The 16,020-nt window shown below is 49.8% G+C and carries 11 protein-coding genes; 2 read left to right on the top strand and 9 right to left on the bottom strand.

What is annotated here, in order from left to right:
* Positions 1–519 precede the first annotated feature (519 nt).
* From A7K91_RS07440 to A7K91_RS07410, 7 genes are all read right to left on the bottom strand, one after another.
* Positions 520–1,440, bottom strand: a complete 921-nt coding sequence (locus tag A7K91_RS07440; RefSeq protein ID WP_068681233.1) for an ABC transporter permease — start codon at positions 1,438–1,440, stop codon at positions 520–522.
* The gene (locus tag A7K91_RS07435) at positions 1,437–2,369 is read right to left on the bottom strand and encodes an ABC transporter ATP-binding protein (protein ID WP_068681328.1); all 933 of its coding nucleotides are present in this window, start codon (positions 2,367–2,369) and stop codon (positions 1,437–1,439) included. The genes A7K91_RS07440 and A7K91_RS07435 overlap by 4 nt, the downstream gene beginning before the upstream one ends.
* A 38-nt stretch (positions 2,370–2,407) precedes the next feature.
* Positions 2,408–4,777: a hypothetical protein gene (locus A7K91_RS07430; protein WP_068681231.1), complete on the bottom strand. Its 2,370-nt coding sequence runs from the start codon at positions 4,775–4,777 to the stop codon at positions 2,408–2,410.
* 244 nt (positions 4,778–5,021) lie between these two features.
* Entirely contained in the window at positions 5,022–5,684 is a 663-nt protein-coding gene (locus A7K91_RS07425) for a hypothetical protein (RefSeq protein WP_068681229.1), read from the bottom strand.
* A gap of 186 nt (positions 5,685–5,870) precedes the next feature.
* Positions 5,871–8,903, bottom strand: coding sequence for an efflux RND transporter permease subunit (locus A7K91_RS07420; RefSeq protein ID WP_068681227.1), 3,033 nt, complete (start codon positions 8,901–8,903; stop codon positions 5,871–5,873).
* A gap of 31 nt (positions 8,904–8,934) precedes the next feature.
* The gene (locus tag A7K91_RS07415) at positions 8,935–9,633 is read right to left on the bottom strand and encodes a response regulator transcription factor (protein ID WP_068681225.1); all 699 of its coding nucleotides are present in this window, start codon (positions 9,631–9,633) and stop codon (positions 8,935–8,937) included.
* The gene (locus A7K91_RS07410) at positions 9,611–11,107 is read right to left on the bottom strand and encodes a sensor histidine kinase (RefSeq protein ID WP_068681224.1); all 1,497 of its coding nucleotides are present in this window, start codon (positions 11,105–11,107) and stop codon (positions 9,611–9,613) included. The genes A7K91_RS07415 and A7K91_RS07410 overlap by 23 nt, the downstream gene beginning before the upstream one ends.
* A gap of 382 nt (positions 11,108–11,489) precedes the next feature.
* Here A7K91_RS07410 and A7K91_RS07405 point away from each other — a divergent pair, with 382 nt between their 5' ends.
* Both A7K91_RS07405 and A7K91_RS07400 read left to right on the top strand, forming a co-directional pair.
* Positions 11,490–12,737: an MFS transporter gene (locus A7K91_RS07405; protein WP_245697310.1), complete on the top strand. Its 1,248-nt coding sequence runs from the start codon at positions 11,490–11,492 to the stop codon at positions 12,735–12,737.
* Positions 12,737–13,486 (top strand): HAD family hydrolase, encoded by a 750-nt coding sequence (locus tag A7K91_RS07400; RefSeq protein WP_068681220.1) that lies wholly within the window; start codon positions 12,737–12,739, stop codon positions 13,484–13,486. Before A7K91_RS07405 ends, A7K91_RS07400 begins: the two co-directional genes overlap by 1 nt.
* Here A7K91_RS07400 and A7K91_RS07395 read toward each other — a convergent pair.
* Entirely contained in the window at positions 13,472–15,100 is a 1,629-nt protein-coding gene (locus A7K91_RS07395; protein ID WP_068681218.1) for an ATP-binding cassette domain-containing protein, read from the bottom strand. The genes A7K91_RS07400 and A7K91_RS07395 overlap by 15 nt on opposite strands.
* On the bottom strand, positions 15,090–15,941 hold the full coding sequence (locus tag A7K91_RS07390) for an energy-coupling factor ABC transporter ATP-binding protein (RefSeq protein WP_068681216.1): 852 nt from the start codon (positions 15,939–15,941) through the stop codon (positions 15,090–15,092). The genes A7K91_RS07395 and A7K91_RS07390 overlap by 11 nt, the downstream gene beginning before the upstream one ends.
* Between the last annotated feature and the right edge of the window lie 79 nt (positions 15,942–16,020).

Below are 16,020 nucleotides of genomic sequence, written 5' to 3'. Positions count from 1 at the left end.
ACTTGTCTGGTCTAACGATCGCCGGTCATTTTTGACCGCTATATAAGTTGAACAAAAGAAAAGTAGCGACAGGCCAGAGTGTGAGGGGTTCTGGAGAAAAGCATATGCTTACGAAGTAACGTTCTTCCAGAACGTTTTAAGCGGTCGCTTGTGTTCCCGGATTTCACCATTTGAACCTATCATTCAGGGAAATCTGGGAACAACTGCGATCGGAAGAACTTTTCACACGCCGGCCTACACCGCTGAAACTCTTTTGTTCAACTTATATAGAACATTATATAGTCAGATTCGCATCCCATAAAGGACACCCGTGTCCCTTAGCCCTCAAAAGTGGCGTATCTGGCGAGAAAAAAGCGTTTTTACGGCCGCGGATGTCCTTTAGACGCTGACTTTTCGTAAAAAGAAGCTTCTAACGGTCACCCGTGTCCGCAAGAATATTGCTGTTAAGTCGATTTCGCCAGAGCATTAGCCATAGGCCTCGCCCGCAGATAAGCAAGCGCTATAGCCATAAGCGAACCCTTATTTTTTCTTCAGTCTTGGTCTGAGCTTGCGAACAGACAGCCAGAGAGCAAGCGCTGATAACACGCTGTAGATTATCATAAATTCCTGCCACAGAGCCATTGGCGCACCCTTGGTCTGTCCGCCGTTCCATCGGTTTATCGTATAAACGGAGTCGGAGAAGGAAGGTTCCAAAATGCTGTATAAGGCTGTAGCGGGGTTAAGCGCTAAGATATGCCCGATCCAAGTATAGCTGCTTGTTGTCATGCCTTGATTGTTCACTGCCTGTTGCCAAACGCTCAGCATAATGAAAAACAAGATAGCCGTGCCGGCGTAAATGAACAGCGTGATGCCATAGGTGGAAATAACGGAAATCATCGTCCGCTTCAGCAAGGTGGAGAATAAAATGCCGAAAGAACCCAATACCAGCATCATGAACAGATAGAAGACAAAAACAAGCAAAAGCTGCTTGGGCGACACCCCGCCGTAAAGAAACATGATGCCATAGATCGGAAGGGTGCTTATTACGATCAGCACCATAAAGCTTAACGACGAAAGCAGCTTGCTCAAAATAATAGTGGTTGAGCTCTGCTGCGTCGTTAGCAGCAGGTTAAGCGTTTGTTTCTCCCGCTCGCCGCTAATGACCCCAGCTGTCAAGCCGGGTGCCATAAACGAAATGAGCCCTAATTGCGCAAAGCTCAGAAAATAAAACAATACTCTGCTTTCCTCCGGGTTATAAGTGCCGCTCCGTCCCGAAAGCTCCTGCGTCAAATAGATGGCGCTTAACGAAATCAAGCCAATCGCCAGCAAATAAAAGAACAGTGTCCACATCGCCCGAGGCGATCTCATGCGCAGCCGGAATTCCTTATCCAGCACGGGATTGATCATTTTGCTCCGCCAATTGCCGAAGCCTCCGGCTTTTGCCGTTTTTTGTACGCTCATGACGGGTCAGCACCCCCTCTTGTAATTTCCAGAAAGACATCCTCCAGATTGCTTTGCGCTTCGCTAAAAGATACGATCTCAAAGCCGTATGACATCATTGAGCGCAGCAGCTCGGCTTGCTCCTCGTCGCCTCCGCCGAAGTGGACGTTGATTTTGTCCTCTTCCCTGAGAAGCTTATTAACATGAGGACGATCGCGCAGAAACGTTTCGGCTTCGTCCATTTTATCAAGCAAACGAATATGCAAATACCGTTTGACCCGCAGCCGGTTTTGAATTTCGTTCACGTTGCCTATAGCTCTCATCAAGCCGTGCTCGATCACTCCGATTTCGTCAACCATCTCGGCCAGCTCGGGAAGGATGTGGGATGAAATAATAATCGTTTTGCCCATTGTTTTTAGTTCCTTCAATATTTCCCGCATCTCGATGCGGGCGCGGGGGTCCAAACCGGAAGCAGGCTCATCCAGTATGAGCAGCTCCGGGTCGTGGACAAGGCACCGGGCAAGACACAGGCGCTGCTTCATCCCACGCGACAAGGTATCGACATAAGCGTCCTTTTTGTCGCTCAGATTAACAAGCTCCAGCAAGTTAGGGATCAGTTCGTCGCGTTCCGCCTTTGGAATGCCGTAGCTAGCGCCGTAAAAATGCATATATTCCATCGTTTTGAACTGATCGTAGACGCCGAAAAAGTCGGGCATATAGCCAATCCGTTTCCTCACCTCGTGCGGATGCTTGGTAACGTCAAAGCCATCAACCATTGCAATTCCGCTATCCGGCGCCATCAACGTCGCCAATATGGACATCGTTGTTGATTTACCAGCTCCGTTTGGTCCGACAAAGCCGAACACGGTGCCTTTTGCTATGGTCAAATCAATTCCTTTCAGGGCCTGAAAGCTGCCAAAGGATTTGGAAAGGCCGCGAATTTGAATCATAGGGACGGTTTCTTCGTAATTAACTTGTATGTTCTCCATTATTGAAGCACCTTCCCTTCCAAGGAAATTTGAGGAAATCCAGTTTCTCCCTCAACCGTTGCGACAAGCTTCACCTGGATGGAATTGCTCTCCGTCATATATTCCCTCGGCGCTCCAAGAGGGCCGCCCAGTTGTACCCATTCCCCGCTCTCCTGATGCCAGATGCTCCATGACAAGCCCGATCCTTGATTGCCGTTGCTCAATGTAAAATCAACGGTTTCATAAGCAACGCCGTAACTGTCGGGCACAAAATATTCCAGAACCAGCTCGCCGGTTCCTACATTAACAATGCCATTTCCGTAGGTATTCATAAAAGCAAGCGAGTTGGAGACAACCACCGGCTGAATTGCGCTTGGAGGGACGCTAACGCCATCTTCACTCCGAAGTACGCCATCCAGCCTTTTGAACATAAGCCTCAGCCTGTCCGCTTTAACTTTTTCTCCATTTACCAGATACGGGCTTTCATTGTCCACTGCAAATCCGACGATAAGCGGCGCACTTATGCCGACTTCATGGTAATTGTTCAACAATGCGGAATTCAGAAGTTCGCGTTCTCTGCTATGTTCGTCATTGCCATTGGGATAAACGTTGTACCCATAGTTATAGTAATTATAACCTGCCGGGGAAAGTCCGGCTGGCTGCGTCGCCTTTCCGCTATCCCCAATCTTTAAATCCCCGATCCGAACCGCATTGCCGGAATAAAGCAAATGAACGTCCTTTAGATCCGAGGTGGTTTGGTTAGTGACGTTAACAATGGTGGAGCCATTCGAAAATTCGTATTTGATATCCAGCGACCCCATTTCTTCGGCATCAACCAGTCTTCTGTCCATTATAAGCTTGCGGGTTGACCAATACGGAACAGATCTCCATGTCGCTTCGGCCCCGTCATTTCCATACTGGATCAAATTGCGCCCGCTTTCCAGAAAACCGCTTGTCCCCATAGAGTCTTGATACATTCTTAGCTGATGCGTTCCCGGCAAGGTCATGCTGACCGTACCGCCCGTCGGGCTGAACAAACCGGCTCCGCTTGTTACCAGCGCCTTTCCGTCATCCGTAAACTGGACCACATCGATAATATGGGAAGATATATTCCGCTTGTCTCCGGAACCGAACAAAAAGATGGAAATCCCCATTATAATGGACAAAGAAGGAATGAGCCACCAGCTCCACTCTCTACGATCCGCTTTTGCCAAAATAACATAAAGAATCGGGGCGACAATAATGACATAAACCCCGAATAGGAGCAAAAGCAAACCAAATGGAGGCGTTTTAATAGACGGGAATTGATCCAGTGTATTTCTCATATTCCAATAAAAATTATCATTAGTCGAATTCACTTGCATACCGCCAGGGGTCAATGAAAGATGCATGATCCTGGACCAAAGAGTCGCGCTCCCCGGCCACGTAGCCATGGGTTCAAGCGATGTGTCAAACGCAACATATGCAACATCACCCAAGCCGTAAGCACGATTTACCGCAATGGGCGTGCCACCTTCATTAAACACGATATCGCCTGCCAAAATATTCCCTGTCGACAATGTAATTGGCTTGTCCCCACTATATTCCGCAGCACCGGCGGCCTGCAGCGTGATTGCCGTGCTGAGGTCCAATTGAGCTGTGCCATTCATCTCGAACGGCGAAAGCTCCTTGAAAGGCTGAGCCGTTTTGGAATACCCGGCGCCGCCAGCCAGAACGAGCATACCGCCTTGCGCCGTCCAGTCCTTGATCGCCGCAATTTGACCTTCACTCCAGTCGGCCGCGATATCATTAATGACCAATACGTTCAGCATGTCCAGCAAATAACCTTTCTCCGGCACGGCTTGCGGCTCTATGGGAAGAACCTTGAGATCATATCCCTTTTGGTTCAACGATGGCATAAAGTTCAACGTATCGGGGTCCCGGGAAACGACGCCGATCAAAAAACTGCTTGTGTTTCTGCCCGCAACAAATGTATTGCCGACCATCTTAACTTCCTTGCTGTTTTTAGCTTTAAATCCGCCTTCATAAAACGACATCCGGTTTGAATCCTTGTTCAAATCAGTTCCCGGAATGCCAAATTTCAATTCAACCGGGCTGCCAACCGGCAGTTCGACGGACTGTACAAGATCTACCGATACGCCGCTTCCTTCCAAATAAGTGAAAACGAAGTCGCCTTTAATCGGCTTTGACCGATCATTAGTTAATGTCACGTTGACAGGAATCCACTTTGAATTATTGTAGTTCCCGTCAATGCCGGCATTACTGCTTACCGATATTCCCCCTGGCTCATCACCATAAATCACATCGCTGGATAGCGGCGCAAACAGCAGCATTGCAGCAAGCGTCAGCATTCCCAGCAGCCATGTTGTTTTTCGGCTCCATCCTCTCACACTGTAACCCCTCTTCATCTCAATCTTGTTTATGATAATTCTAACGTATTTGTCCCCTAAATTGTTGCATCAAATTCCAATTTTTTCATTCACACCATTAACTATTGGAATAAATAAAAAGAGGTCATCCACGGGAGATGCTTGCATACGCCTAAGCGACAAAAAAGTTGAGCAGAAAAGCGCATTGTTTTCTGCCCAACTTTTTTGATTTTTTGTAACGCGAATGTTTTGTAGCGTCGTAAGATTAGAGAATAAAAGCAATTGCTATAAACAAAAAGCTCCACCTAAAATCTTTTCCGCACATTACATAAATGATCCCTGCTGAAACAGAAAAAAATATCGCGAATAAACCGCCGCTTATGCCTTGAAGAAAAAGATGCGTGACACCCCATGTTAAAGCTAGAAACAGCCCGCCGCTTGGGAATTTATTGCTTATTGAATATTGCTGTTCACAGAAGCGTTGCCCAAAAGCAATGCATAAAACGATGAGCGCAGATTCTCCTAAGTAATAAAAAATCTGCAACAGATAGACGAGGATGCTTCCTGACGAACCATTTTGAAATTCAACCCACGGTTTGAAACCGCTAAAACCAATGAATGTAACAATGGTTATGAGAACGATTAATCCTAGAATAGCGAGAATTTTTCGTCCTGTTAGTTGATGCCTGACTGCAAAAATGTCATAGTCAGCTATCTTTTTTGAATAAAGAATTAACAAATAAACAACAGCAAACCAGACAACTCCCGTCACCGTCAAATTTAATCCTTTGTTCACTTCCACAAAGCCCAATACATTATACATAATGCCCAGTAATAGCTCTATGCTAAATCCTGCAAAAGCGTATAAGCCTAACCACAAAAATTCAAGAGGCTGAACCTTTCTCGCATTACCGGCATCAGAAATCATTTTGTTCTTCTCCTTTTTTAATATCTTCCATCATTATACTCCAATCACAGAAGCGGTAATTCAGACAAAAAAAGTACGATTGTATGAAGATAATGCTTCGAGGATCATTCCATAAAAAAAGCACCCTAGAATGTCATCGGATCGAATCCGATATCCATTCTAAGGGTGCACTATAATTCTAGCCTATTATTGTGCCCGGACGGGCGCCTTGCGGGTTTTCCTGCGATTCAGAAATTCGTATACGATAGGGACGATGATGAGGGTTAACAGCGTCGAGCTTGTTAATCCGCCAATTACCGTTACCGCCATTCCTTTGGAAATCAGTCCGCCGGATTCAAAGCCTAGAGCAAGCGGCAGCAAAGCGCCAACCGTTGCAATAGCCGTCATCAGAATAGGTCTAAGTCTGGTCATGCCAGCCTCCAAGAGCGCTTCGCGGACCGATAATCCTTCATTCTCTTTATGAATAACACGGTCAATCAATACGATTGCATTAGTGACGACGATACCAATCAGCATCAACACGCCAATCAAGGCAGTGGCGCTGATGGTTTCACCGGCAATATAAAGCGCCAGCATCGCTCCAATAATCGTAAACGGAAGAGAGAACAAAATGGTCAGCGGCGTCAAGCCTCCCCCGAAGGTCAGCACAAGCACCAGGTATACAACGGCAATCGCGGCCAAAATAGCCAGCCCAAGCTGCTGGAAGGTTTCGTTAAGCTGCTCCGTTACGCCGCCCATTTTGATTTCAATGCCGCCCGGCAAATCCATGTTGTTGATCATCTCATTAAGTTCCTTCGAAACAACATTAAGATTGGCTGTTGTGACGTCTGCCGATACTTCTGTGTAAGTGCGGTCATTTAAACGCGTAATTGTATTGGGCGATTCGCCCTCCTCAATGGTTACGACCTCTTTAAGCGGAACCTCCATGCCCAGCGGCGAGGCTAACATAACATTTTCCAGGTCGGCGCGGCTGCCGTATGTTTTTGCCTCCGTTTTGACGTACACATTAAATTGAGAGCCATCCTTTTCGATGGTTGTCAGCACGGGACGCTGCCGTTCGGGACTAAGCGCCATCGCAATTTGTCCCGCTGTCAATCCATAACCGCTTAATGCTTCGCGGTCGGCGACGAGCCTGTATTGCTCGTAGGTTTCGGATAGACTAGAGCCAATGTTGTCAAGATCGCTGCGCTCCTTCAGCTTGGCCGTAAGCTCCTCCACTACCGGACCAAGCGACTTCATGTCCGGGCCGAATACTTGCAGAGTAATGGTTGAACCGCCAAGTCCTCCGCCTGTAAAATCCTGCTGCTTCCATTCTCCGCCCCCGTTAAGCTCTTGCAGCAGCGGTACGATTTTTGCTTTTTCAGCGGAAAAGTCAGTGTACGACTCATCGTAGCTCAGGTTAAACAACGCCTGTCTGGAGGCGCCGGGACTAAATGGATTTTGTCCGCCGATGGAATATTGCACGATATTCAGGCCTTCCCGGCCCATCAACGCTTTTTCGGCCTCGATCGCCATAGCCTTGACTTGCTCAAGCGTTTCGCCCGGAGCCGGATTATAGGTCACAATCATTGATTTTTGCTCGTCTTCAGGAAGGAAGCTGACGCCAACGGCATTGTACAAAAGCCCGCTTCCCAGCAGCAGCAGCAGCGCCGCCCCGAACGTAATCAGCTTGTGATTTAGCGACCAGTTCAATACGCCTTTATACCATAGCGCCAATTTGCCAGGCTTGTCATGGTGTCCCTTGCCTTTTTTGATGCCGTTTTTGAACATCATATGCGCCATCATAGGAACAACCGTAATCGCTACAACAAGCGAAGCTGCAAGGGCAAAAACAACGGTTAACGCAAACGGCATAAAGATTTCGCCAACCATGCCGGAAACAAATCCCAGAGGCAGAAATACGGCCATCGTAACAATGGTGGACGACATGATTGGAACAAACATCTCTTTGGTTGCGTCAAGAATAAGCTCCTTGCCGCTTAGCTTTTCTGTCGAAAGCGACATTCGTCGATAAATATTTTCCACTACGACGATGGAATCGTCGATAACCCGCCCAATCGCAACCGTAATCGCGCCAAGCGTCATAATATTAAGGGTAATGTCCATCTGCTTAAGTACCAGCAGCGCCATTAAGATCGACAATGGAATCGATACAATGGAAATGATGGTCGAACGGATATTACGCAGAAACAGCAGAATGATGAACACCGCGCACAATGCGCCGATAACCGCCTTGCTCAACATTGTATTTACGGAATTCTCGATCGGCTTCCCCTGATCCAACGTAAGGTCGATGCTCAACCCTTTATTTTGGGCCTCCAGCTCCTGGATTTCCTTTTTCACCACATTGGCAACCTCGACCGTATTGGCGTCTGCGGCTTTGACAATGCTGATGCCGATTGCTTCTTTTCCGTTGGTGCGGGAAATGGACTCCGCCTTGTCCTCCACCTTCAGCTCGGCCACATCGCTCAGCTTGATGCCCGGAACTAAAACCAGATTCCGCAGGTCGTTTTCGGAAATGATGTTTCCGTCTACAAGCACAGCTTTTTCCGTATTGCCGAATTCAAAAATACCTAGCGGCACGGAAAGCGCCGAGCCTTGAATGATGCCCTTCACCATTTCCTCTGAAAGACCAACGTTTTCAAGCGCTGCGGCATTAAAAGCCAGCTCGCCTTCGGTAATGTTTTGACCTGATACCTGTACGCTGCCGATGCCATCCAGGCCTTGCAGCCTTGGCACGATGCTTTGCTCCACGGTTGTGGTCAGTTCCTTTAAATCCTGATCGCTGCTTGCCAGACTAAGGGAAAGAATGGGAAACGAGTTAAAGCTAAGCCGGGATATGCTCGGCTCAACAGCGCCGTCCGGCAAATTCACTTCATTCAACACCTTGCTGACCTCGCTGACCGCCTTATCCATATCGGTATCGAAATCATATTGAATGATGACGGAGGACGCATTTTCATACGAGGTTGAAGTAATGGCTTCAACGCCGTTCAAATTGCGGGTACGCTGCTCGATCGGCTTGCTTATTTTCTCCATAACCTCTTCAGGCGCTGCGCCGGGATATACCGTTGTTACGCTAACGATAGGGATCGTAATATCGGGTATCGTCTCCATCTTCATGCTTGTGCCCGCCTGTAAACCCGCAACCAGTACGATCAGCGTAATGATCCAAAGTGCAAATTTGTTGTTTAGTGAAAATTGAATGATGCTTTTCAACCTGTACCACTCCTTCTCTGTAGTGTTGCCTCTATACCTTGAATCGGTAGCCGACTCCCCAAATGGTTTCAATATATTGCGGATTGGAGGGATCGTGTTCGATTTTCTCCCTCAGCCGCCGGATATGAACCGTTACAGTCGCAGCGTCTCCATTGGAGTCCATGCCCCATATTCGCTGAAACAGTTCCTCCTTCTCGAAAACGCGGTTGGGATGGGAAGCCAGCAGGACGAGCAAATCGTATTCCTTGGAGGTCAGCATCACCTCGGCTTCGTTAATTTTTACCAGGCGCGCTTCCTTGTCAATCAATAAACCTCTTATTCCGATCAAGTGACCGCTTCCGCTTTTTTCTTTGCCGGATGTAAGCCTTTCATATCTGGCCAGATGGGCTTTGACACGCGCAACCAGCTCGCTGGGGCTAAAGGGCTTGGTCATGTAGTCGTCAGCTCCAAGGCCCAGGCCTCTTATTTTGTCGATATCCTCTTTTTTGGATGTTACCAGCAGCACGGGCACCTCGTTTCCCGCTCCGCGGATTTGGCGGCATATTTCAAAACCGTCCATTTTGGGAAGCATCACATCCAGAATTATGAGGTGAAAATGGCCGCCAAGCGCTTTTCGAAGCCCCTCATCGCCTCTGCTTTCAATGGTTACAGAAAAGCCGTGGCTTTCCAGATAATCTCGCTCCAGCTCCGCAATCGCCAGCTCATCCTCAATGATCAGAATCTCCTTCATGCCCTGTCACCGCCTTGCTGTCTTTATATTTTGGCAGCTTGAGCGTAATTGCCGCCCCTCCGCCTGCTGCAGATTGGGCCTGGACCGAGCCGCCGTGTCCCTCCATAATTTGTTTAACAATTGCAAGTCCTAATCCGCTTCCTCCAGTTTCGGAGTTACGGGATTGCTCCGCACGGTAAAAACGGTCAAATATATGCGGCAAATCCTCCGCGTCGATTCCAGGCCCCGTGTCCTCCACAATAATCCACACCTCATTGTCGCCGCCATCCTTGATCGTCACCGATATCGCTTTGCCCTCCGCTTGCTGATGCGCCATATATTTGACGCTATTGCCGATTATGTTGACAAATACCCGATTCAGCTTGTCGAGATCCGCCGCAACAAAAAGCTCGGCGTGGGTTAAGGAGCGGCAATGAAGAGCAATACCCTCTTTGTCCAGCTCAAAGCGCTGCTCGTCCATAAAGTCTTCCACGAAGCGGCTCATATCCACGATTTTAAAATCATACGCGACCTTATGCAAATCCAGCTTGGAGAACAAAAACAGCTCATCAATAAGCTGATCCATGTCGCTTGCTTTACGGTAAATGGTTGCGATATACCGCTGCTTCATTTCATCGGTGCTGGCTATGCCATCCATAATGCCCTCCACGTAACCTTTTATCGCGGAAATTGGCGTTTTCAAATCATGGGAAATATGAGACAGCAGCTGCTTGCGGTTTTCCTCGTATTGCAAACTCTGGTCTATGGATTCCTTGAGGCGGACCCGCATTTCCTCAAAGGCCGAGCCTACTTGGGCAATTTCGTTAACCGAGCCTTTGCCGCACACGCCGTTGATATCCAGCGACTGATCCAGCTCCCCCTCCTTGATGCGCAACGCCGCTTTACGCAGAAGCTGCAACGGTTTAATGATTCTCCAGGATACAAAGTAGGTCAGCATAAGCCCCGTCAATGCAATAATAACCAGCGTGATGGAAAGGCTCAGAGGATGCCAGAATCTCGGATAAGCCGCCGTCCGGTGAAGGAGAACAGCCCTTCCGGAGCTGCCGTCCGGATATTGAAATTCCATCCCGTTGGAGGAAAAGGGATAATACCTGAAGCGATGCTCCGATGGATAATTGTCAGCGATAGCTGCCCAATCCTCATCAGGCGCCAGTTCGGTAAGAAAGGGTGAAACCTCAATTACTTTGCCGTTTTTCTCCAAAATAAGTCCGGCCGAATGCTCGCTCAGCCTGTTTTGCATCGACTCCACATAGCTGCGTTCCTCCAGCTTCCCGGGATCATTGCGGATGATGTAAGAAAATTCGCCGTATACGCTGGCCTGATTAAAGCGCTCCTCCATCTGTACGTTTACCAGTTCTCTGATATCCTTGACGCCTGAATTGTGTAAAATCATCAGCATTAACAATATCAATAGAATAAGAGGAACAAACGCCATAGCCAGATACGATAAATACAATCTGAGCCGAATGGACACAGCCTCACTCCTTTGTTCCGCCTCACATTATCATAAAGGCCATTTCTAACGGAAGAGAAAATAAAAGCTTACAAAATTATTACGTTTTTAAAATTAACCCTACGTTTCTCACATACGACAGGTTGCGGTTGCCCATTTAATAAAAGCTCAAAAAGTCCGGTTTTCAGTACCAAGAAGATGGGATGAAACTAGAAATCGAGGAGCGGAGCTTAGTGGGAGCTAAGTGAGCACCGGAGATTTCGGTTGAATGCCATATTCGACGCTGTCCATGTCGCTATACATGCTGCGTAATGGAAAGCGTGCTTTTTGAACAACCTCTCAAAAAGTCCGTGACATTGGTGCGCTCATCGTCTACATTGATACAAGAAAGGAGTTTACCACTTTGACTACTACATCAACCAGCGCCATGCAGCGGCTGCTGTTTACCCTTGTCACTCTTTTGTATTGGACTTCTATGTATATCTATGTTCCAACGCTATCCCCCTATTTGAAAAACGCAGGCTACTCTTTGCAGTTTATCGGAATCGTGCTGGGCAGCTACGGTTTTGTCCAAATGCTGATCCGTTTTCCGCTTGGCATCGCTTCTGACCGGTTGGGCCGCAGAAAACCTTTTATTCTTCTGGGTATGTTAACCGCAGCGGGAAGCTGTCTTCTGTTTTTGATTCCCGACTCGTGGGTATGGCCGCTTGCCGGCCGGGTTGTCGCAGGCATCTGCGCTTCGACCTGGGTTACCTTTACGGTTATGTACGCGAGCTATTTCGGCAGCGGAAGCACTGGCAAGGCAATGGGCAATATCAGCCTGATGACGGTGGGCGGGCAGATGCTTGGCATGCTGCTAAGCGGCGCGCTGGCTGACCGCTTAAACGGGACAGCGCCGTTTCTTATGGGCGCTTTGGCCGCAGCATGCGGGCTTTTGCTTGCTTTTGGACTCAAGGAACAGGCTCCGGCACAAACCAAACAAAGCGCGATGTCTTTTTCCAGAATAAAGGAAGTTGTCTCCAACACTACGCTTCTGCGCGTTTCTCTGTTATCCATTCTCGCCCATGGCATCCTATTTATAACCATGTTCGGTTTTACGCCGCTGAAGGCGACAGAGCTTGGGGCAAATGGCGCGCAGCTCACTCTGCTTGTTTTTTCGTTTATGCTGCCGCATGCGGCAGCCTCCTTCGGAAGCGCCGCGTGGATCGTACCCAGACTGGGTTATCGGCGCACGCTGCTTGCGGGCTTTATTTTGAGCGGAATTTGTACGGGCCTAATGCCTTTTATGCCTTCCATGACGTGGCTTTATGTGACTCAAGCGCTTAACGGCCTGGGTCAAGGCCTTCATCTTCCGCTGCTGCTGGGACTGGCGATAGCTGACGTTGACAACGCTAATCGGGCAACCGCTATGGGGATGTATCAAGCCTTGTATGCCATCGGAATGTTCTCAGGCCCGTTTCTGGCGGGCTGGCTTAATGAAACGTGGGGTCTTGATAGCGGCTTTGCATTTGGCGCCATATTAGCCGCGGGTGCAGCTATTCTTTTATGGAGCTGGGCTGCTTCCGATCGCCAGCGCGCTGGCGATCTGTGGAGCCGAAATTCAGGAAACCACTCCAAAGCGGCCAAGCAAACAACGGGAGGAAGAGATTAATGAATGCACAACGATTCCATCACACCAACATTGTTCCTCCGCTGCTGCCCCGGCAATCATCCGGCTCCCGGCCCAAGCTGAATGAATCAAGCACCAAGCCACAGCTTGTGCTGGATATCGGCGGCGTGCTGGCAACTAATTTGACCCCTCGTTTCTGGGAGCTGCTGTCCGATGCCATACATGTAGATCAGCAGCAACTGTATGCCGATTACAAAAGGGAGATCGGACCCGGGTTATGGCGAGGAACGTTCAGCGAGGCCCAATTCTGGGATTGGCTGGACAGAAAAGCAGTTCCGATTGGCGGAAAAACAGCTGCGGCCGACCTAAAAACACCATTCATCGGGGCGGCTCGCTACAGGATGCTTTTGAAGGAATGCCTGATGCCGCTGCCCGCTTTGTCCTTGCTGCCTCAATGGCGTTCCCGCGCTGACATTCATATTTTAAGCAATCATGTCCAGTCCTGGGTTTTGCCTCTGCTGGAGCCATACCGCACCTGTCTTGGACATGTCGTTATATCCAGTGCTGTCGGTTATGAAAAGCCGCAGCCCGAGCTGTTTCGGACTGCGGCGAAGCTGCTGCCTGCGGGGACTCCGGTGCTGTTCGTCGACGACAGCCCAAGCAATCTGGCGCAGGCCTGGCAAGCAGGCTGGCATGTTTTATTGGCTGATGAAAACGGTTTGTGGACAGATACTGTAAAGGAATGGCTTGAGGACGCTGCGGCTTGCCCAGAATCACTAAACCAGCAATAATACGGCACAAGCGCCCAAGGCCGCCAGCAGGAGCCACAAATCGCTGCGGCCGGGGCGCAGGCGGAAACCGTAAACCGGCTTTTTCCGCTGAACCCCGAAGCCCCGCGCCTCCAGCGCATCCGCCATATTTTCCGCCAAACGAAGAATACTTCTCATGTATGGCAATAACATTACCTTCATTTGGGATAAGGGCACTCCTTTGGAGGCGACTTTTCCTCTTGCCTTGGCTACGCGCCTGAATCTGCCCCACTCCTCCATGAGTAATGGAATAAAACGAAAAATGAGACTGATCAACATCGTAAACGCGGCTACCGGAACGCCAAATCTCGTCAACCATCCAAATGTCTGATCCAGTGCCCGCTGAAGCCGGAACGGCGTAACAAGACCCAGCAGCGGCATGCCGAGCACCATCATCAAAAAAAGCCGGGATAGCGTAATAGCCGTCGCCTCAGCGCCGGACCACTGGAAGGCAAGCGGCCCAAATTGAAGCCCCGCAATCACTATCAAAACCACTGATAGTAGACTAACCCCGCGAATAACCGGTATCCAGTGCTTGAATAACGGCCAGCAAGGGCCAGCTAAAGCCAGGGTGACAGCCCCCGCTGCGGCAATGCCTCGCCAGGTTCCCAATGCCAGCATGCATGACGTAATCATTAAATAGGCAGCCATCAAAACACGCGGGTCAAACGCATGAGGGTGCAGCCATCCGGCTTGAGCCGTATCTTTAGCCAGAACCTGACCCGCATCGCCTCTGTTTTGAATCAGGGAGATTGAAGCGCCATTTATTGACGAAAGTTGACCTTGAAGAATCTGTTGCTGGTGCTGATGTTTATTATGCCATGCGGCAGCCAGGCGTTCCGCCATAGCTGCCGGTTCTTCACGGCGAGGCAGCTCGCTGGCCTCGGCAGCCCTAATCGTGCCCCCGTCCAGCACCAGCACCTGATCCGCAAGCTCCAGCAGCGCCTCCGGCTCATGGGTTGCAATGACCGCGCCGCCTCCCTTCCCCTTATGGAAGGCAAGCACTTCGGCCAACCGCCTTTTCCCCGTTTCGTCCAGCCCTGCGGTAGGTTCATCCAGAAGCAGCCACGCCGGTGAGCAAACGAGCAGGCAAGCCAAGGCCAGACGCCGCTGCTGGCCCCCGCTAAGACTCCAGGGGTCCCGCTCCAGCAGGTCTGGGTCCAAGCCTGCCGAATTTGCTGCAGATGTAATCAAATCACTCTGAATCTCCCGCGCAACAGAATACGGTTTTAAACTATAAGCGATTTCTTCATACGCCGTTGATTTAAACCATTGCGATTGAGACTGCTGCATAGAAATGCCAAGCTGCAAAAGCACATCCCTGTTCAGCTTGCTGTTGCGTTTTCCTCTCCAGAGCGAGTCTTGCCCGTAATAGATGACCCCCGCTGCCAGCTCTCTGAGACCAGCCATGCTCTCCAGCAGGGTTGATTTGCCGGCTCCATTTCTTCCGATAAGCAGCGTAATGGTTCCGCTTCGAAAAACGGCGCTTGCATCGTTCAACAGGATGCCGCCCGTTTCAGCGGCGATTCGGATATGGAAAATTCTGACTTCCCCGCCGGACTGTTCCTTCATCGCCGCAACGTCTTTAGCTTCCATAATGTTTCACTGCCTGTTCAAGCTCCCGGCGGTTTATCGGCATCGGCTTCAGCACTATGCCGCGATTCATTAATTCCCGGGCGGCTTGAACGCCATACGGAGGCACAAAGCCATAGTGTTCGCCAGGACTTTGCCCAGATTCCCCGCCGCTAAACAAATGATGGGCCGGCTCGTCAAAAACGATACGTCCCTTATCCAGCAACAAAACTCGGTCCAAGGCGTTAAGCTCCTCTACTAGCTGAGTCACCCAAACCACCGTTACTCCGCTCTCATGTAGCCGCCGAACCCGGCTTAAAACGTAGGCGGAGGCCTCAGCATCCAGCATGGCCGTAGGCTCGTCCAGCAGGAGCATGGAGGGCGCAACCGCCAGACAGCCGGCGATTGCCGCCAGCTGCTTCTGTCCGCCAGACAACGTTTCTATTTTCTGATGGAGCCGCTCCCCAAGTCCAACCTCGTAAAGCGCCTCCTCCGCCCGATTTATGATTTCTTTTTCGGGAAAGCCGTGCCTTTCAAGCATTAGTACAACATCCTCCCAAGGCGTGGAGCCGATCAAGCCGGCATCGGGATGTTGCATGACAATAGGCGCAGCTCCCGGTAAAATATCGCTGCGCTTCCCCTCTGCGCCAACCAGAACAGCACCGGAAATCTCAAAAGGATGAATGCCCGCCAATAGCTTGCACAACGTGCTTTTCCCGCTTCCGTTCATGCCCAGAACCGATATCCATTCGCCCTGCCGGATGGACAGATCAATACATTGCAGAAGAAAAACGCCTTCAGACACTTGACGTGATTTTGCTTTAACGGACACATCCTGTAATTCAACAAGTAGTTGTTGCGTCACTTTTTTTCCTCCGACCTCTTCCCAAGACCGCATGGGCTATGCTAGAATCCTATTTGTTAACCTGATTACATAATAATAG

The organism is Paenibacillus oryzae (assembly GCF_001675045.1).
GTDB classification, from domain to species: Bacteria; Bacillota; Bacilli; order Paenibacillales; family Paenibacillaceae; genus Pristimantibacillus; species Pristimantibacillus oryzae.
Note: the sequence above shows the minus strand (reverse complement) of the source record. Positions and strands in the feature narration are given on the sequence as shown.